The sequence below is a fragment of the Nannocystis pusilla genome, from assembly GCF_020073745.1.
In the GTDB taxonomy this organism is placed as follows: domain Bacteria; phylum Myxococcota_A; class Polyangia; order Nannocystales; family Nannocystaceae; genus Nannocystis; species Nannocystis radixulma.
Genome location: NZ_JAIRAU010000045.1, coordinates 149,993 through 167,972, shown reverse-complemented (window position 1 = coordinate 167,972; position 17,980 = coordinate 149,993). Strand labels below are relative to the sequence as shown.

At 72.6% G+C, this 17,980-nt stretch carries 12 protein-coding genes and 2 pseudogenes; 6 read left to right on the top strand and 8 right to left on the bottom strand.

Features of this window, described 5'->3' with window-relative positions; all coding sequences use genetic code 11:
• Nucleotides 1-96: 96 nt before the first annotated feature.
• Together K7C98_RS45160 and K7C98_RS32875 are read right to left on the bottom strand one after the other, a co-directional pair.
• Nucleotides 97-2,010 (bottom strand): ABC transporter ATP-binding protein, encoded by a 1,914-nt coding sequence (locus tag K7C98_RS45160; RefSeq protein WP_224195791.1) that lies wholly within the window; start codon nucleotides 2,008-2,010, stop codon nucleotides 97-99.
• A 74-nt stretch (nucleotides 2,011-2,084) separates the two neighbouring features.
• Nucleotides 2,085-2,312: a hypothetical protein gene (locus K7C98_RS32875; protein WP_224195790.1), complete on the bottom strand. Its 228-nt coding sequence runs from the start codon at nucleotides 2,310-2,312 to the stop codon at nucleotides 2,085-2,087.
• Nucleotides 2,313-3,103: 791 nt separating this feature from the next.
• Here K7C98_RS32875 and K7C98_RS32870 point away from each other — a divergent pair.
• The 3 genes from K7C98_RS32870 to K7C98_RS32860 all read left to right on the top strand — a co-directional run bounded on the left by K7C98_RS32870 (nucleotide 3,104) and on the right by K7C98_RS32860 (nucleotide 6,114).
• Nucleotides 3,104-4,327, top strand: coding sequence for an FG-GAP repeat domain-containing protein (locus K7C98_RS32870; RefSeq protein WP_224195789.1), 1,224 nt, complete (start codon nucleotides 3,104-3,106; stop codon nucleotides 4,325-4,327).
• A 291-nt stretch (nucleotides 4,328-4,618) separates the two neighbouring features.
• The gene (locus tag K7C98_RS32865) at nucleotides 4,619-4,789 is read left to right on the top strand and encodes a hypothetical protein (protein WP_224195788.1); all 171 of its coding nucleotides are present in this window, start codon (nucleotides 4,619-4,621) and stop codon (nucleotides 4,787-4,789) included.
• Nucleotides 4,790-5,025: 236 nt separating this feature from the next.
• Nucleotides 5,026-6,114, top strand: a complete 1,089-nt coding sequence (locus tag K7C98_RS32860) for a VWA domain-containing protein (protein WP_224195787.1) — start codon at nucleotides 5,026-5,028, stop codon at nucleotides 6,112-6,114.
• A 97-nt stretch (nucleotides 6,115-6,211) separates the two neighbouring features.
• On the opposite strand, the gene K7C98_RS32855 is transcribed toward K7C98_RS32860, so the two are convergent.
• Complete coding sequence (locus tag K7C98_RS32855) at nucleotides 6,212-7,948, bottom strand: glycosyl hydrolase family 28-related protein (RefSeq protein WP_224195786.1); 1,737 nt, start codon at nucleotides 7,946-7,948, stop codon at nucleotides 6,212-6,214.
• Nucleotides 7,949-8,191: 243 nt separating this feature from the next.
• Here K7C98_RS32855 and K7C98_RS32850 point away from each other — a divergent pair, with 243 nt between their 5' ends.
• Nucleotides 8,192-9,832 (top strand): hypothetical protein, encoded by a 1,641-nt coding sequence (locus K7C98_RS32850; RefSeq protein ID WP_224195785.1) that lies wholly within the window; start codon nucleotides 8,192-8,194, stop codon nucleotides 9,830-9,832.
• 3 nt (nucleotides 9,833-9,835) lie between these two features.
• Here the strand turns inward: K7C98_RS32850 and K7C98_RS32845 are convergent, their stop codons facing one another.
• A complete protein-coding gene (locus K7C98_RS32845; protein WP_224195784.1) occupies nucleotides 9,836-10,885 on the bottom strand; it encodes an NAD-dependent epimerase/dehydratase family protein in 1,050 nt (349 codons plus the stop codon).
• 105 nt (nucleotides 10,886-10,990) lie between these two features.
• Between K7C98_RS32845 and K7C98_RS32840 the strand changes: the two genes are divergently transcribed.
• On the top strand, nucleotides 10,991-12,427 hold the full coding sequence (locus tag K7C98_RS32840; RefSeq protein ID WP_224195783.1) for a sensor histidine kinase: 1,437 nt from the start codon (nucleotides 10,991-10,993) through the stop codon (nucleotides 12,425-12,427).
• On the opposite strand, the gene K7C98_RS32835 is transcribed toward K7C98_RS32840, so the two are convergent.
• Nucleotides 12,360-13,739 carry a cytochrome P450 gene (locus K7C98_RS32835; protein ID WP_224195782.1) on the bottom strand — a complete coding sequence of 460 codons (1,380 nt, stop codon included), beginning with the start codon at nucleotides 13,737-13,739 and terminating at the stop codon, nucleotides 12,360-12,362. The two genes, K7C98_RS32840 and K7C98_RS32835, sit on opposite strands and share 68 nt — an antisense overlap.
• A 47-nt stretch (nucleotides 13,740-13,786) precedes the next feature.
• Here K7C98_RS32835 and K7C98_RS32830 point away from each other — a divergent pair, with 47 nt between their 5' ends.
• Entirely contained in the window at nucleotides 13,787-15,079 is a 1,293-nt protein-coding gene (locus tag K7C98_RS32830; protein ID WP_224195781.1) for a homoserine dehydrogenase, read from the top strand.
• Nucleotides 15,080-15,138: 59 nt separating this feature from the next.
• Here K7C98_RS32830 and K7C98_RS32825 read toward each other — a convergent pair whose 3' ends face one another.
• The 3 genes and pseudogenes from K7C98_RS32825 to K7C98_RS45150 all read right to left on the bottom strand — a co-directional run.
• A complete protein-coding gene (locus K7C98_RS32825) occupies nucleotides 15,139-16,191 on the bottom strand; it encodes a hypothetical protein (protein WP_224195780.1) in 1,053 nt (350 codons plus the stop codon).
• A 265-nt stretch (nucleotides 16,192-16,456) separates the two neighbouring features.
• Nucleotides 16,457-17,368, bottom strand: a pseudogene (locus K7C98_RS45155) (ADP-ribosylglycohydrolase family protein); the annotation flags it as partial.
• A 54-nt stretch (nucleotides 17,369-17,422) separates the two neighbouring features.
• Nucleotides 17,423-17,932, bottom strand: a pseudogene (locus K7C98_RS45150) (O-acetyl-ADP-ribose deacetylase); the annotation flags it as partial.
• Between the last annotated feature and the right edge of the window lie 48 nt (nucleotides 17,933-17,980).

Genomic DNA, 17,980 nt, shown 5'->3' with positions numbered 1-17,980 from the left:
GCTCACCGGATTCTTCGCCGAGGTACCAGTCGCATCCCGACCCGCTGGTTCGACCTCGCCGGTCGGGATTCCGCGGCGACCCCAGACCGCCACGATTCACCCCTCCGCGCGCAGCTCCTCGCGCAGCGTCCCCGCCGCCAGCCGCACCGTACGCCCGGGGCACAGCGCCACGAAGCGCGCGTCGTTGGTCGCCACCAGCGCGGCCCCGCCGCCCTCCGCGTGCTCGCGCAGCAGCGCGGCCACCAGCGCCCCGCCCTCGGGGTCGAGCCCGTTGCTCGGCTCGTCGAGCACCCACAGCGGCGGCCCCCCGATCGTCACCGCGGCCAGGTACGTGCGCTTCACCTGACCGAAAGACAAGGTGCGCATGCGCTGGTCCATCACCGGCCCGAGCCCCAGGCGCGCGCACAGCTCCGGGCTGGGCGGTGACGCCTGCTTGAGCGCCGCCACCAGCGTCAGCAGCTCCCGCACCCCCAGCTCCGGGAACGCGTCCGCCGTGTCCGGCGCGTAGCCCAGGCCCCGCCGCCCTGCAGCACTGCCCCCGTCCAGCGCCGCTCCGGCCACCCGCACCGTCCCGCGGTCCGGTTCGACCAGTCCGGCCGCGATCCGCAGCAGCGTCGACTTCCCGGCCCCGTTCTCGCCGAGCAGCAGCGTCACCTCGCCCGGCCCACAGCGCAGGTCGATCGCCTCGAGCACGATCCGCGTCCCCAGCCGCTTGCGCACCCCGATCATCTCGAGCACCGCCGCCGCACCTCCTGTCGCTCGCTTCAAGGTGATTGATCGGGCATGTCCGATGAACCATATCAGGACCACCGCGATCGCCCAGACGATCACCGCCCCCGCTTCGAACCACACCAGCCCGGCCAGCGCCAGCGCCGCGGACAGCAGCAGCGCCAGGATCAGGCGCCCCGGACCGCGCGTCCCGAAGCGCTCGGCCCAGCGCGCCGCCAGCCCCGCGCCCACCGCCAGGCTGCCGGCCGCCAGGGCCCCGGCCAGCACCAGGCGCGGCGCGGCTGCGCCGTTCTTCGTGGCCGCGAGCGCCGCTCCGCACCCGGCTCCGAAGCCGCCGCCCAGCCACGCCAGCGCCAGCGCCAGCGCCGCCAGCCGCGTCCGCGCCGACGCCCCGGCCATCGTCAGCAGCCACAGCGCCGATCGCTCGCACTGCAAGATCGGCCCGCTCGCCGCCGAGCCGGCCGCCAGCGCCGCCGGCACCATGAAGCCGCACAGGTAGATCTGCAGCCCGCGCGGGTCGCTCACCTGATTCGTGCGCGCGGCCAGCCACGCGGCCGCCGTCGCCAGCGCCAACATCAGCGCTCCGCGGGCCAGCGTCGTCGCCTGGCCTCGCGCCGCGCTGCGCACCAGCGCAGAGGCGAGCATCCACGGCCCCGGCAGCCCCCGCGCGAACCCGCGAACCCCCGCTGAGCGGGTCGGAGCGGCCAGCCAGGCCGCGCGCAGCGTCACCATCGCGACCGGCCAGGTCGCCACGGCCAGGACGATCGGTGGCGCCGACACCAGCCCTGCGACCGTCGCCGCCACCGCCAGCGCCCCCTGCCATCCGGGCGGTCGAGCCAGCATGACGCCGTGCCCCGCCAGCGCCCCGCCGAGGGCCCCCACGGCCACGAGCGGCCCGCCGCCGAGGCCCCAACCGAGCGCCCACAGCGACTCGGCCAGCGCCGAGAAGCCGAGCAGCGTCGCCAGGTGCCACGCCCGCGGCACCGGCAACGAGCGCAGCCACAGGCTCGCCTTCGTCTGCCACAGCGCCGCCAGCGTCGGCGTCAGCGCGACCAACCATGCGGTCCACAGCAGGGCCCGCGCCGGCATGGATTCGGCGGCGCCCGCCACCACCGTCTCGGTCGACAGCCCGTTGCCGCCGAACAACAGCCCGGCGACCGCCAGCAGCCCCGCGTAGACCGGCAACGCGCGGCGCATCGCGGCCGCGCCCGCGGTCGCCGTCAGCGCTCGCACCAGCGCCCAGGCGACCGGCAACTCGGCGAGGGCGCGTGCGACCGCCACGAACCCTGCCATCGCAAGCCGCCGGCCGCCTGTCAACGCCCGCCATCCGCGCGCCCCCGGGCCCGCACGTCTCCTCAATACACATACACCGCCCCGACGTTCGCGCCCGACTTGTCCCCCTGCGGCCAGCCGGCGTGCACCGGCGCCTCCGTCGACGAAGACGAAGCCTCGGCAGACGAAACCTCGCCCGCAGCCCCACCGTCCGTCTGGCCGTCGCGGCCCTCGGATTCGTCGCCGGCGTCGGCGTCCGGGGAGACGCAGCCGACGGCAAACAGCAGAGCGATACGCGGATACATGGACATGAGACCTCCGAACTGCACAGGCTCGACACCGCGACCACACCAAAATGGCGTGACTCAGCGAATCGTGTGAGTGTCTAGCACGCGCTCGGAAGCCGCGGCAACGCACCGCTCCGCGAAATTCACCCCTCATCGGTGTGAGGCGCCGACGCAATCTTGCGTGGTGTCCCTCAAGCCAGATTGCCTCACCCCGACGGCCATACGTCGGACCCAAATGCAGTTGGCGAGAAAGCACAATTCGCCGCCGTTTGGCTCGCCCACCAACCTGCGACATCCTCGACACCATGGTCCTGTCGCGCACCGCCGAATCACTCGCACACGGCTCGTCTGCCACGAGCGGGGCGTGTCCTGTTCGGCCGCGTTTCGAACCGCCCCGTCGTGGGCGGTCGCCTCGACGCGCGCCACCGACTCGCCGTTCGCCCCGCGGCGCCGTGCTCGCTGGTCCTTTTGCCGTGCTCGCCCCCGCCGGCGCCCGCCTCGCCGCTCGCACCTCCCACGAGTTTCTCGGCGCCCCCCGCCCGGTCGGCTTGCCCGGCGCATGCATCTTCCCGAGGTCCGCCGGGCGTCCTCGACGATGCGAGATCGCCACGCCCCCGGCGACTCGCCGCGTCCCCCCGCGCCCCGCTCGCAGACACGAGCCCGACCGTCGCGGTCCCACGGCGTGGCGGCCGCGTTGCGCCGGCGCGTCTTCGCCGTCACGATCGCCGCGGTTTCTCGGCGCGCGGAGGGTGGCTCGCGCGCCCGACACCCGCGTCGCTGCGGGTGACTCGCGCGCGACTGCGAGGAGGCGAAGCATGATCACGTCCCGGATCTTCGGTCCGCTCACCGGCGCCTCGGCCTTCGCCGCGGCGACCACGGCCGCCGCCGGATTCGCACCGCCGACGCTGTGGATCGACGACTACGGCTACTCCGCCGGCCACTGGCGCACCGATCGACACGTGCGGCTGATGGGCGACGTCGACGGCGACGGTCGCCAGGACGTCGTCGGCTTCGGCGACGACGGCGTGCGCGTGGCGCTCTCGACCGGCGGGCGCTTCCTCGTCCCGTCGCTGTGGGCGGCCGAGTTCGGCTACGAGGCGGGGCAGTGGCGCGTCGACCGGCACCCGCGGTTGCTCGCCGACGTCGACGGCGACGGCCTCGTCGACGTCGTCGGCTTCGGCGACGCCGGCACCTTCGTCGCGCGCTCGTACGGCGCCGGGCTCTACCCCGGCGAATTGTGGGTCGCCAACTACGGCTACGACGCCGGCGACTGGCGCGTCGCTCGCCACGTCCGCAGCCTCGCCGACGTCGACGGCGACGAGCTGCCCGACGTCGTCGGCTTCGGCGACTACGGCGTCTACGTCTCGCGCTCGACCGGCTCGAGCTTCACCCCGCCCGAGCTGTGGATCGACGCCTTCGCCGAGGAGGTCGGTTCCTGGCGCGTCGATCGCAACCCGCGCCTGCTGGCCGACGTCGACGGCGACGGGCGCAGCGACATCGTCGGCTTCGGCAACGACGGCGTCCACGTCTCGCTCTCGACCGGCACCGGCTTCACCTCCCCCGAGCTGTGGGTCGACGCCTTCGGCCACGACGCCGGCGACTGGCGGTCCTATCGCCACATCCGCACGGTCGCCGACGTCGACGCCGACGGCCGCCACGACGTCGTCGGCTTCGGCAACGCCGGCGTGTTCGTGTCCCTGTCGCAGGCCACCGGCTTCCGCTCGCCGAGCCTGTGGCTGGCCAACTTCGGCTGCGACGGCAAGTGGCGCATCGATCGCCACCCGCGCCTGCTCGCCGACGTCGACGGCGACCGGCGGCCCGACATCGTCGGCTTCGGCACCTACGGCGTCGTGGTCTCGCTGGCCACCGCGGGCAGCTACGCCTGGCCGCAGCCGGGGGTCGAGAGCTTCGGCTACCACGCCGGTGAGTGGCGCGTCGACAAGCACCCGCGCGTGATGGCCGACGTCGACGGCGACGACCTCGCCGACATCGTCGGCTTCGGCGAGGACGGCACCTACGTCTCTCTGGCCCGCCCATGACCGCGCTCTCGCCATGCTCGCGATGCGTCGGCATCGCCTCCTGCTCGCCCGATTCAGGGCGGCGTCGAGTGCGATCGCGAGGTGTGCCGAGCCCCCAGGGGACGCCGCGTCTTGCGCAGTCGATGAACGGCGCCCTTCGCGCAGCCACCGCAGCCGCCGCCAGCCTCGCCACGACGCGTCTACGAGCACCCTTGCAGAATTATGCGCGGCGCACGCAGCGCGATTGCACCTCGCCGTGAGCAGTACATGCCCCTGGTTCACGGCGCCTCACTCGTTCCCACAGAGGACCCCATGCGTGATCACAACGAGACCCACCAACCCCCCGAGCACAAGGAGCACCCGAACATTCCGCTGGCGATGAGCGCCGGGGACAGCGCCCCCTATCGGGTCGCGCCCAGCGTCTCGCCGTGGAGCGGCGACAACCTCGAGGAGTGCGAAGAACAACCGTGCGCCTTCAACTAGCTGTCCTCGCGACAAGGTCCTTCGGGACAGGCCGCCCTCGCGACCCCGGCGCGTGAATTCCAAGACCTCGTGCCCAATCGCGCGAAATTGCGCCTCAGGGTGTGGCGGTAGCGGCGGCGGGCGTTTAGGCGATTGACAAGCGGTGGTCGGTCGGACGAATTGGGGCCGTGCCGCCCGTCACGCCCCTCGCAGTGCGCATTCGCCGCGCGTTCTCTCGACTGTTCGATCCGCGCCGGATGGGCCGCAGCTTCGCTCTCGGCGCAGCTCTGTCCGTACCGCTGATCGCCTGCACCTCGCTGACGCTGACCCGCCTGAATTCGGCGCAGAAGAAGCCCAACAACGTGTGGGTGTTCTTCACCGTCGAGCAGGGCGACGAGCCGGTCGCCGGCCTGCAGGCCGAGGACTTCCAGATCTACGAGGACGGTGACCTGGTCTCGACCTACGAGAGCAAGCAGGTCATCCAGAACCCCGAGGTCGCGGCGGTCATGTACACCATGCTGCTGCTCGACGTCAGCGGTTCGGTGTCGGAGTCGGGCTCGGCGGATCAGCTGGTCGACGCCGCCCAGCTGTTCACCGACCGCGTCGGCAAGACCCAGAAGGTCGGCGTCTACGCGTTCGACGGCGAGAAGGAGCTCCACTCGGTGACGCCCTTCACCGAGTCGGAGGGCGCCGTGTCCGGCGGCCTCGACGGCCTGCGGACCTACAAGCCCAAGGACCCCTCGACCAACCTGCACGGCGCGGTCATGGAGGGCCTCAAGGAGCTCAAGAAGTCGCTCGACAAGGAGAAGAAGCCGCTCAAGTTCGGCACCCTCGTCGTGTTCACCGACGGCACCGACCGCGCCGCCCGCTTCAGCCGCGAGGACATGAAGGGCGAGCTGCTCAAGGAGCAGTACAAGGACTACGAGATCTACGCGATCGGCGTCGGCGCGGAGATCAAGAAGGCCGGCCTCGGCGACATCGGCCGCGACGGCACCGAGCTCGCCACCGAGCAGACCGGCGTCAAGGCGGCCTTCGAGAAGGTCGCCGACCGCATCGAGAGGCACACCAAGCGCTTCTACCTGCTGTCGTACTGCACCCCCGCGCGCAAGGGCACCCACACCGTGCGGATCGTCGCCAACAGCAAGAACCCCAAGGGCTCCGGCGACCTCGAGTGGGACTTCAGCGCCGACGGCTTCGGCCCCCCGCCCGACTGCGATCCCAACACCCCGCCGGTGTTCCCGCTGAAGACCGGCGAGGTCGTCGACACCGGCAAGATCCAGGGCGACAGCGGCGGCAGCGGCAAGGTCAAGGTCAAGGCCAGCGCCTCCGCCTCGGCCGGCAACTGAGCGCCGCGGCCGGCGTCGCCGCGAACCTTCCCGAACGGGCATGTCCTCATGCCCGTTCGCGCATGTCCCGATGGACCTGCCCCTCGTCACGCCGCGCTCAGCGGCCGAGGCGGCGCGCCAGCTGGTCCTCGTAGAGCGACGGCGGCTCGAGCGGCCCGACCTTGCCCGGCCCCTCGACCCAGTCCTCGGGCATCGTGCCCTCGGCGTCGGGCTCGTCGAGGCTGGTCTCGACCCGCAGCTGCGGCCCGACGCCGATCACGTAGCCGTGGCCGAACTGGCGCGAGCGCACCGCCCCGATGCCGTCGGCGTTCCACACCGCCGATTGCGTCGCGCTGTGTCCGGCGCCGCTCGACCACGCCAGGCGGTTGACCGCGCCCCAGCCGTCGTCGACCACGCTCTGGTCGAGCAGGTTGGCCGTCGCCAGCGAGTGGTGGAACTCCGACAGCCCGACCGGCCCGAGCTCGCTGCTCATCAGCGCGATCGCCCTGCCCTCCGAGCTGCGCACCCGCAGCCACACGATCCCCGTCGCGCCGAAGCCCCAGTTCTGCACGAAGTTGTGCCGCCCCGCCCGGGCCACGCAGTCGCGCACCAGCACCTCGCCGCTCTGCATCACCTCGAACAGGTAGCCGTTGCCGCCCTCGCCGCGGTGCTGCGCCAGCTCCATGGTCGAGTCCATCACCGTCACCCGCGCGCTGCGCTGGATCGTCAGCCCCCCCGACTGCAGGTGCCGTCCGGCGCCCTTGCCCTCGGTCGGCGCGCCCGGTGACACGAACGACTTCACGCCCGCGACCCACGCGTCGCGCACGCCGACCATCGCCACCGCGTACACCTGGTCCTGCGACCACGCGTCCTCCCAGCCGACGGCGTTGGCGACCCCGACGTCCGTCAGCGCGACCTCGTGCAGCAGCCCCGTCACCGCGCGCACGCTCGCCTGGTCGCGCACCAGCGCCGGGTAGCGCAGCGGCACGTCGAGCTCGATCGTCCCGCTGCCGGCGTCGATCGCCGTGATCGTGCGCCAGAAGAACACCTGCCAGGTGTCGTTGAACGCCATCCACGTCCCGGTCATGCCGTGCTCTGCGACGAACGCCGGGGAGATCTGCCAGCCGATCGCGACCTCGTCGCCGACCTTCAGCGTCCCCACGTCGGCCACCGTCACGGTGCGCGCGCGCGGCTGGCCGTCGGCCACCAGCGGCACGTCGGCCCCCAGCTGCGGCGCGCCGGCGAACGTCAGGTGTGCCTCGAAGGACATGTCCGAAAAGGCAGTGAACCACAGCCGGCTGTGCTCGGCCCCCGCGCCGGCGATCACCGTGTTCGAGCTCGTGACCGTCAGCCGGCCGTCGACCCGGTAGAGCCCCTCCGGCAGCCGCACCACCGCGCCCCCGGCCTGCGCCGCCGCGTCGATCGCCGCCTGCAGCGCCGCGGTCGCGTCGCTCGTGCCCGTCGGGTCGGCCCCGTGGTCGCGCACCGCGTCGATCGTGATCGCCGGCACCACGCTGCCGGGCTCCTCGCCCGCGAGGTGGTAGCCCGCGTACGAGAAGTCGTGGAGGAAGCGCCCCTCCGGCCCCGTGAACCCGGGCGTCCAGTCCTCCGGGTACAGCTCGCTGCGCCAGCCCGCCTCCTCGCCGGTGGTGCCCGTCGTCGTCGTCGTCGAGGTCGGCGTCGCCGTCGTCGTGCTCGTCGGCGCCTCGGTCGTCGCGGCGGAGCCGCTCGTCGTCCCGTCCGCGCCCGTGCTCGTGCTCGTCGCCTCCCCGGTCGCCGTCGACGCGCTCGTGCCCCCACCGCCGCCACCACACGCCACGATCCACAACAAGGACGCACCCACACGAACGCGCATGACGCCAGCTTGCCCGAGCCGGACGCGCGCCAGGGATGGCCACCGATCGCCGCTGCCTCACGACCTCCGCTTCCGCCGATGCTCGATCGGACATGCTCTTACGGACATCTCCGGAAGCGCTCGCGCGCCGACCCGGCCGAACACCGCTTGGTTTCACACGCCCGGGCTCGTCGTGAATCTCACTTGGTCGGGAACTTTCGGGTCCCCCGGACGTGACACTCCCTCTGCGTGACCGCCCCCAGCGTGACCCCTATCGTCCCGCCCGTCGCCGAGGTCGTCGCCCGTTATCGCGGCCGCGTCGTCGACATCCAGCACGTCCGCTGGTCCGAGGCGCCGGCCGTCGCCCCGGCGGCCTATTTCGGGGCCGGCGCGGTCCTCCTGCTGCTCGGCTTCGCCCTGGCCCTGCGCGCCGTCGCCCAGGCCGCGGCCACGGGGCAGTGCGAGCTCCCGCCCTGCCCCACCGCGGGCCTCGGCGCCGGCCTCGGCGCCTGTCTCGTCGCTCTCGGCCTGGTCCCGCTGGTCCTCGGCCTGGTCCGCTGGCGCGACCGTCCGCGCGCCCGCTACACCATCGGCGAGGCCCCCGGGGTCGATCTCACCGTCGCCGTCGCCGGCGCGCCCGAAGCCGGCGTCCCGCTGATCATCGCCCTCGAGCAGGGCTTCGTCCTCGGCCTCCCGCCCGGCGTGCGCGGCACCGTCGACGGCCCCGGCCCGCTCGACCTCGCCGAGGCGGTCGCCCAGGGCCGCCGCTCGATCGCCCTGCCCGCGGGCGCCCGCGCCGTCCTCGAGCTCGGCGACCTGACCTTCGAGATCTCCCAGGTCCCGCCCGCCGACGCGCCGCACAACCCGCTCGCGTTCGACCGCCTCGCGTGGCTCAGCCACATCGGCGCCGCGCTCTTGCTCGGCGGCTGGATGTTCTGGCTCGAGCGCGCCCCGGCGGCGCCGCTCGAGCTCGACCGCGAGGCGCAGATCGAGCTCGTCACCCGCTACATCAGCCCCACGCCGCCGCCCTCGGAGTCGACCCCGCCGCCTCCGCCTCCGCCGCCGGTCGCAGCGCCGCGCGTCGCTGTCCCGCGCAGCCAGCCCGCGCCCGCGCGAGCGCCCGAGCCCGAGCCCGAGCCCGCGCCCGCCTTCGTCGCCGACGAGACCACCGGCCTCGTCGCCCCGAGCTCGGCGGCCGCGTTCGCCCGCCGGCCCTCCAAGGTCGGCTCGCGCTTCGATCGCAGCTTCGACTACGACCGCGTCGCCGGCCACCTCGGTGACCCCGGCTTCGTCAACGCCGTCGAGGACTTCACCGTCAACATGAAGAACGGCCAGCGCGCCTACAAGGGCGGCCCCCAGGACGACGCGTGGTGGGCCCAGGCCACCGGCGGGCCGCCGCGCACGAGCAAGCACTTCGGCGGCCTCGAGCTCGCCGAGACCGAGCGCGGCGGCGGCGTGCACCCCGAGAAGCCCGAGCCCAAGAAGGGACCTGTCTCTCAGGTCACCCTCACCGCCACCCAGGGCCTGCCGCCGCCGACCGCCGAGGAGCAGGCGAGGAGCCGGATCATCGCCCAGCTCCACATCGACGCGCCGGCGATGACCGGCGAGGGCGGCATCGAATCGCAGCAGCTGCGGGAGTACGCGCGCAAGCGGTCCGGCCCCTGGCGCGCCTGCTACGAGGATGCGCTGGTCAAGGACCCCGAGCTCGCCGGCGTCATGCAGTTCCAGGTCCACTTCGACGAGACCGGCAAGGCCGTGCTCGCCCGCGTCAACTGGTCGACCCTCTCGATCGGCAAGATCGAGAAGTGCCTCGCCAAGGCGTCCGTCGGGTGGAGGGTCCACCCGACCATGCCGAAGCCGACCAAGGCGGTGTTCAGCCTGCAGTTCGAAGCGCACACCCGCTGAGCTTCAGCGCGCGATCATCCCCTCGGCGACGAAGAACTCGTACCACGCGCGCACCGCCGCCGGCAGGTCGCCGGGCACGAAGCCCAGCTCTCGCTGCGCGCGCGTGGTGTCGGCGCGGCGCTGCATCGTCAGCACGAACACCGCGCCCGGCGTGAGGTGCTGCGGCACGTTGGGGAACAGCCGCGCCATCGGCCTGGAGATCGCCCGCGCCACCGTCGACATCAGCCGCGGCGATAGTGCCACCGGCCGGCGGCTCGTCCCGACCTGCTCGGCGAACAGCGCCAGCATCTCGTCCATCGTCACGTAGCGCGTGCTGAAGATGTAGCGCTGCCCCGTGCGCCCGCGCTCCATCGCCAGCACGTGCCCGCGCGCCAGGTCGTCGGTGGTCACCGCCTCGTAGCCGCCGGGGATGATCGCCCGCAGCTTGCCCCTGGCGAAGTCGATCATCGCCTTGCCCGTGCGCGACGGCAGGTAGTCGTGCGGCCCGACCACCCCGGTCGACACCGCGATCACCACGTCGAGCCCGTCGGCGCAGGCCTGCAGCGCCTCCTGTTCGGCGAGCACCTTCGTGCGCGAGTAGGGCATCCACTCGACGAAGGGATAAAAGGGCATGTCCTCATGGCAAGGTTTGCTCGGGTCGTCGGGGTCGAAGCCGATCGTCGAGAACGAGCTGGTGTGGACCACGCGGGCCACGCCGGCGCGCTGGGCCGCGCGCAGCACGTGGCGCGTGCCGAGCACGTTGATCCGCCACAGCTCGCGCATCTGCGGCTCGGTCGGGCTCAGCACCGAGACCTTGGCCGCCGTGTGGTACACGCGCGTGCAACCTTGCACCGCCCGCGCCACCGCCGCCTCGTCGAGCAGGTCGCCCTCGACGCGCTCGACCGGGAGGTTCTCCACACCGCGGTTGTTGTGCCGAGGATGCACCAGCACACGCACATCCTCGCCGGCCGCGAGCAGATGTCGCACAAGGCTCGCGCCGACGTGACCGGCTGCGCCTGTCACCAGAGTCTTGCCGCGAGGAGGCGCCGTAACGCCGCTTGGAGGGGTACTCATGGCGCGCACGAGACCACGCCGGCAGCCCTGTGTAAAGCGCAGCGCCGGCGCGACGTGGCCCACGTCGCACGACCATCATCGGCTGCGTTATGCTGTTTCCCCCGCATGGCACAGGGTCTGCCAACATGGTCGAGCCGGCTCATCGCCCTGCTCGAGCGCGGACTTCCGTCCGCCCTGCTGGAAGATCATGAGCGCCGGCGCAGGGCCCTGCTGATCGAGGGCACCGCCTGGCTCGTCGTCCTCGCCTGCGCCTTCACCGTCCCGGTCATCGCCACCACCACCGAGGGCCTCGGCCGCGTCACCTCGCTGGCCGCCGACCTCGGCACGCTCGCGCTCACCCTCGTGGGCCCGTGGCTGCTGCGGCGCACCGGCACGCCGACGGCGGCCGGCCACTGGATCACCGGCTGCGTGTTCGCCGGCACCGTCTACGCCGTCTCCACCACCGGCGTGTTCGCCTCGCCCTACTGGATCTTGCTGGCGCTCGTGCCCTTCCTCGCCACGCAGATGGCCGGGCGCGCCGCCGGCCACCTGTGGGGCGCGATCTGCCTCGTCGGCGTCGGCCTCCTGTTCGCCGCCGACCACTTCACCGACGTCCTGCCGCAGTTCCACGACCCGAGGAGCTACGCCTCGACCACCGCGATCTACGGCGCGATGACGATCCTCGCCGTCCAGGGGCTCGGCTACCTGGCCGACCTCGCCAAGGACGAGGCGATCGCCCGCGCCGAGGCCGCGGCGGTCCAGCTCGAGCACGCCGACCTCGAGATCGAGCGCGCGCGGATCCTCGCCCAGCAGGCGGTCGCGGCCAGCAGCGCCAAGTCGGCCTTCATGGCCACCATGAGCCACGAGCTGCGCACCCCGCTCAACGCCGTCATCGGCTACGCCGAGATGCTGGTCGAGGACGCCGACGCCCGCGACCTGCCCGACATGCGCGACGACCTCGTCAAGATCGTCGGCGCCAGCCAGCACCTGCTCGGCCTCATCGACGACGTCCTCGACCTCTCGCGCGTCGAGGCGGCCAAGCTCGACCTCCGGCGCGAGCGCTTCGTCGCCGAGGACGTCGCGCGCGAGGTCGTCGAGGCCCTGCAGCCGCTCGCGCGCACCCGCGGCAACGTGCTCGAGCTGCGGCCGCCGCCCGCCGCGCTCGTCGCCGACCTCGACCGCGGCCGCCTGCGCCAGGTCCTCATCAACCTGGTCGGCAACGCCCTCAAGTTCACCGCCCGCGGGCGCGTCACCGTCCACGTGCACGGCGAGACCGCGGGCCTCGCCGAGTTCGTCGTGTTCGCGGTGGAGGACACCGGCATCGGCATCCGCGACGGCGACCACCGCCGGATCTTCGAGCCCTTCACGCAGGTCGACTCGTCGCCGCGCCGCCGCTACGAGGGCACCGGCCTCGGCCTCGCCCTGTGCAAGAACCTCGTCGAGATGATGGGCGGCACCATCGGCGTCCGCTCCGAGTTCGGCCGCGGCAGCGTCTTCACCGTGCGTCTGCCCGCCGCGGCGCCAGCGCGATCCGCACCGGCCGCGCCGGCCGCAGCGTGCTGACCCCCACCGCCGGCACCTCCGGCGCCACCAGCCGCCAGCTGTAGCGGCGGGCCACCGCCGCGAGCGCCACCACCAGCTCGAGCAGCGCGAAGTGGATGCCGATGCAAATGCGATGACCTGCTCCAAAGGGCATGTACGCCGATTTTTGGCGGCCCTGCGCCGCGCCGGCGGCGAACCGGCCCGGGTCGAAGCGGTTGGGGTCGGGCCACACGTCGGGCTGGCGGTGCAGCTCGTGGACCATCACCGTGACGATCGAGCCCTTCGCGATCGGGTAGCCGCACAGCACGTCGTCGCGCGCGGCCGTGCGGGGGATCGCCCACACCGCCGGGTACAGCCGCAGCGTCTCGTCGATCACCTGCCGCGTGTAGGGCAGCTTCGGGATGTCCTCGAGACCCGGGATGTCGTGGCCCAGCGCGTCGACCTCCGCCTGCACGCGGGCCATCACCTCGGGGTGGCGGGCCAGCAGCGCCAGCGCCCACGTCAGCGTCACCGCCGTCGTCTCGTGGCCGGCGATGAACACCGTCATCACCTCGTCGCGCAGCTGCTCGTCGCTCATGCGCCGGCCCGACTCGTCGTCGGTGGCCGCGATCAGCACGTCGAGCAGGTCGCGCTGCTCCGAGCCCGACGTCCCGGCGCGGCGCTTGCCGATGAGGTCGTAGATGAACGCGTCGACCTCGCGCTTGGCCGCGACGAAGCGGCGGTTCTGCGGCGTCGGGATCCACAGCGGCGGCGTGAACAGCTCGAACAGGCGCCGGCTGGCCAGCTCGAGCGCCGTCCCGATCGCGCGCCCGATCGGCCCCGCTTCGCCGATCTCCGGCACCCCGAACATGGTCCGGCCGATCACGTCCATCGCCATCCGCATCGACTCGAACAGCGCCTCGACCTCCGCCTGCCCCGACCAGCGCTGCAGCATCTGCTCGACCGCCCCGCGCATGTCGGCGACGTAGCGCTGCACCGCCTTCGGCGTGAAGTGCGGCTGCATCAGGCGCCGCTGGCTCGTCCACGTCTCGCCCTCGCTCGAGAACAGCCCCTGGCCGACGAGCAGCCGCAGCCCGTCGATCTCGTTCAGCTTTTGATACACCCCGCGGCTCTCGACCAGGATGTGCTGCGCGTGCTCCGGCCGGACCGTCGGCACCACCACGATGTTGCCGAAGTGCACCCCGAGCGGCGCCCCGTAGCGGCGCACCAGCTCGGTCATGCCGACGTAATTGGTCTTCCTCGCGATGTCGACCATGCTGCCCAGCCAGGGCAGTCCGGGCGCCCGGGGAAGGGTCCTGAACGGCGTTTCAGTCGCTTCGGCCGGCGCTTCCATCGCCGCCCACGTTCGCACAATCGCCGCCCGCGTGGTAGTGTCGCCGCGTGCGAGCGCTCGGCGTCGGCATCCTCGGCCTCGGCAACGTCGGCGCGGGCACCGTGCGATTGCTCGGTGAACACCGCGCCCGGATCGAGGCCCGTCTGGGGGCATCCCTTCACATCCGGCGCGTCCTCGTGCGCGATCCCGCCCGCGAGCGAGCCGTGGCCACCGCGCCGGGCCTGCTCACCACCGACATCGAGGCTGTCCTCGGCGATCCCGAGATCGCCGTCGTCGTCGAGCTCATGGGGGGCATCGAGCCGGCGCGCAGCTACATCCTGGCGGCGCTGCGGGCCGGCAAGCACGTCGTCACCGCCAACAAGGCCGTCCTGGCCGAGCGCGGCGCCGAGATCTTCGCCGAGGCCGCGCGGGTCGGGCGGGCGGTCGTCTTCGAGGGTTCCGTGGCCGGCGGGATCCCCCTGCTTCGCAGTCTGCGAGAGGGCCTCGCCAGCGACCGGATCACCGGCCTGTGCGGGATCGTCAACGGCACCTCGAATTACATCCTCGACGCCATGACCCGCACCGGCGCGGGCTTCGCCGAGGCGCTGGCGGGCGCCCAGGCCGCCGGCTACGCCGAGGCCGACCCCACGCTCGACGTCGGTGGTGGCGACGCCGCCCACAAGCTGGCGCTCTTGGCCCTCGTCGCCTTCGGCGTCCAGGTCGACCCGAGCACGATGCCCACCGAGGGGATCTCCGGCATCACCGCCTTCGACATCCGCGCCGCCGCCGAGCTCGGGTTCGTCATCAAGAGCCTCGCCATCGGTCAGCGCGACGACCATGGCGTCAGCCTCCGCGTCCACCCCACGCTGGTCCCGCGCGGCCACGTCCTCGCCGGCGTCCAGGGCGCCTTCAACGCCGTGCTCGTCCAGTCCGACGCCCTCGGCCCCAGCCTCTACTACGGCCGCGGCGCCGGCATGATGCCCACCGCCGTCGCCGTCGTGTCCGACATCCTCGAGGTCGCCCGCGACATCCTCGCGGGCCTGTACTCCGGGACAGGTCCCTCGGGCCAGCCTGCGATCCCCCCCGCCACGCCCGCGACCCTGCGCCCGCTCGCCGAGGTCGTCTGCGCCCACTACCTGTGCTTCCGCGCCCCGCACGTCCCCGGCGTGCTCGGCCGCGTCGCCGCCTGCCTCGGCCGCCACGGCGTCAGCATCCGCCGCATGTCGCAGGAGACCCCCTCCGACGACGGTTCGGCCGCCATGGTCATGCTCACCGAGCCCGTCGCCGACGGCCAGCTCGCCGCCGCCCTCGACGAGGCCGCCCTCCCCGTCACCCGCCTGCGCCTGCTGCCGCCCGAGTGATGTTCTTGGGGCATGTCCCTCGCGACATGCCCTCGAGGACAGTATTGTGTATGGGTGGTTCACGGCCCGTTGAACGTCGCCAGCCACGCCCAGCGGAAGTCCTGGCCGGTGCCGCACACGCCGGGCTCGATGCGGGAGCGGACGTCGGTGAAGGTCCCCGTGACCTCGACCTCGTCCTGATTGTCGGTGGCGACGGCGAACACCTCCTCGAAGGTCTCGCCCTCGAGCACGACGTGCTCGGTGCCCTTGTCCTCCCTGGTCACGACGTAGCTGTACGAGCCGGTGGACGGGAAGCACGCCGGCATGTCGGTCTGGCACACCGTGTCGACGCTCGCCACCACCGTGAACCCGAACAGCGCGCTCCAGTCGATCGGCATGGGCAGGCCGTCGCTGCCCGGCGTGTCGATCGCGCCGACGTATTGCGTCAGCTCCGGCGTGAAGCCGGTGTGAGCGACCCGCAGCGCCCGCAATTTGCAGGTGAAAGGATCGTCCGGCAGAGCGGCGCGGGCGAGGAAGTCGAGGTGATGACACTCGCCGGCCTGGAACTCCGGCACCAGCGACGGCTCGCCCTCGAAGACGAAGGTGAGGTGCTCCGAATCGGGGCACTCGGCCTGCGGGTCCTTGCACGCGTCCTTGTCCCCGCACACGTTGAACTTCCACCGGCCCGGCCCCGCCTGGCCCAGCACCTCGGCGTAGATCTGGCGCGGATTGATGGCATCACACAATTGCGGCTCGGTGCTGTTCACGACGAGCTCGAGCTCGAGCCCGTTCGGAAAAAAGCAGCCCTCGCCGCCGGTCGTGGTGCCCGGCTCGATGTCGGTGGTCGTGTCCGGGCCGCCGGTCACGGGATCGGTGGTCACGGGATCGGTCTCACCGACCGTCACCGGCCCACCGGTAATCGTGGGGTCGGTCCCGCTGGTCGTCAGGGCGTCGGTGGTCCCGGGCCCCGCGGTGCTCGTCGTCGCCGGCGCGCCCGTCGAGTCCGAACCGGGCTCGGTCCCGGCAGACGCGGTCGAGTCGTCGGTCGTCCCGCTCAGCCACGCCGGGTTGAGGCTGGTACAGCCGGCGAGGAGCCAGCAACAGGTCGTGATCGTCAAGCCAAGGTCGCGCATGTCTCAGGCTAGGTCGGCCGCGCCGCCCCCCGCAAGCCTGCAGGCGTCGGAGGACCACCGCCGGTCGCGCAAAAGCCCCTTCATCACTGCTGGCATCGTCAGGACCGAGCGTCGAGGACGCCCGGCCATGGCGGACAGGACATTCGTCGCGGAGCCAAGCGCGGCAATGGCCATGGCCCGCCGGTGAGATCGAGCCTGATACCCCCCGCCTCGCTGCCCCTCGACGCCGACGGAAGTCATCGCCAGCTCCCAGCGCCACAGCCAATCACCGCCGCGGCATCTCCTCATCGATCCTGTCGACCAGCCGCTCGCACACGCCCTCGACGTATTCACGGCTCGCCAGCGCCCGCAGCCACGCCTCCGGGATCGCCCTCTGCCCGTACATCGCCCCCGTCAGCGCTCCCGTCACCGCGGCGGTCGTGTCGGTGTCCTCGCCGAGGTTGATCGCCGCCAGCACCGCCCGCTCGTAGCTCGGCTGATTCGCCGCGCACCACAAGCTGGCCTCGAGGCAATGCACCACGTACCCGCTGCCGCGGATCTCGCGGACCGGCGCCGCGACCACCGAGCCGTCGAGGATCCGCGCCAGCGGCCCGCGCTCCGCCTCGGGCACGAACGGCGCCAGGTGCCGCGAAGCCTGCGACATCGCCCGCTCCAGCGGCCAGCCCAGCAGCGCCAGCGGCAGCAGCAGCGAGAAGTACGCGCAACACAGCTGCGAGCGCGGGTGGGCGTGCGTCAGTCCGCTGACCTCCATGCTGCAGCGGACGATCTCCGCCGGCGACAGCGCGCGGGTGAACAGCGACAGCGGCGCGATCCGCATCAGCGACCCGTTGCCGTTGTCGCGCTCGTCGCGGCCGCCCCACGCGTCGGCCGGCGCGCCCTGGGCGTGGCGGAGGATCGCGCTGCGCGTGGCGATGCCGACGTCGAACACCTTGCCGTGCGGCGTGTATGCCTGTCCTTGAAGCCAGGTCAGAAATCGCGCCATCATGTCCGGCGGGTCGTAGCCGTTGTGGCTCAGGCTGTCGGCGGTGGCCAGCAGCAGCGAGCTGTCGTCCGACCAGGTCCCGGGCGGCTGGTCGTAGGTCCCGTGGCCGCGCACCCCCGTCACCGGATCGGCCGACAATTGCTCGCGGCTGCGAAATTCCACGGGGACGCCGAGCGCGTCGCCGACCACCGACCCGAGCAGGCACCCCAGCATGCGCTCGCGCGCCGTCACGCTTGCCGCCGGCGCCGGTTCGGCCAGACTCGCCGCATACGCGTCATGCACCGCCGCGTCGAAGCACACCAGCACGACCCGCTCGATCGCCGGGTCCTCGGCCAAGAACGCCGAGATCGTGCGCAGCGCGACGGCGCAGGCCTCGGCGATCGGGTAGCCGTAGATGCCGCACGAGATCGCCGGGAAGGCGATCGTGCGCAGCCCGTGGGCCCGCGCCAGCTCGAGGCTGCTGCGATAGCAGCTCGCCAGCAGCCCCTCCTCGCCGTGGCGCCCGCCGTTCCACACCGGGCCCACCGTGTGGATCACGTGCCGGGCCGGCAGGCGGTAGCCGCGGGTGATCTTCGCCTGTCCCGTGCGACAGCCGCCGAGCGTGCGGCACTCCGCCACCAGCTCCGGCCCGGCCGCGCGGTGAATCGCCCCGTCGACCCCGCCGCCGCCCAGCAGCGACGTGTTCGCCGCGTTGACGATCGCATCCACCGCGAGGCGCGTGATGTCCCCGCGAACCAGCTCGATCCGTCGCTCCGACATGCCCGCATTGTAGGCCCCGATCGCAACGAGAGCCACCCACAACCCCGG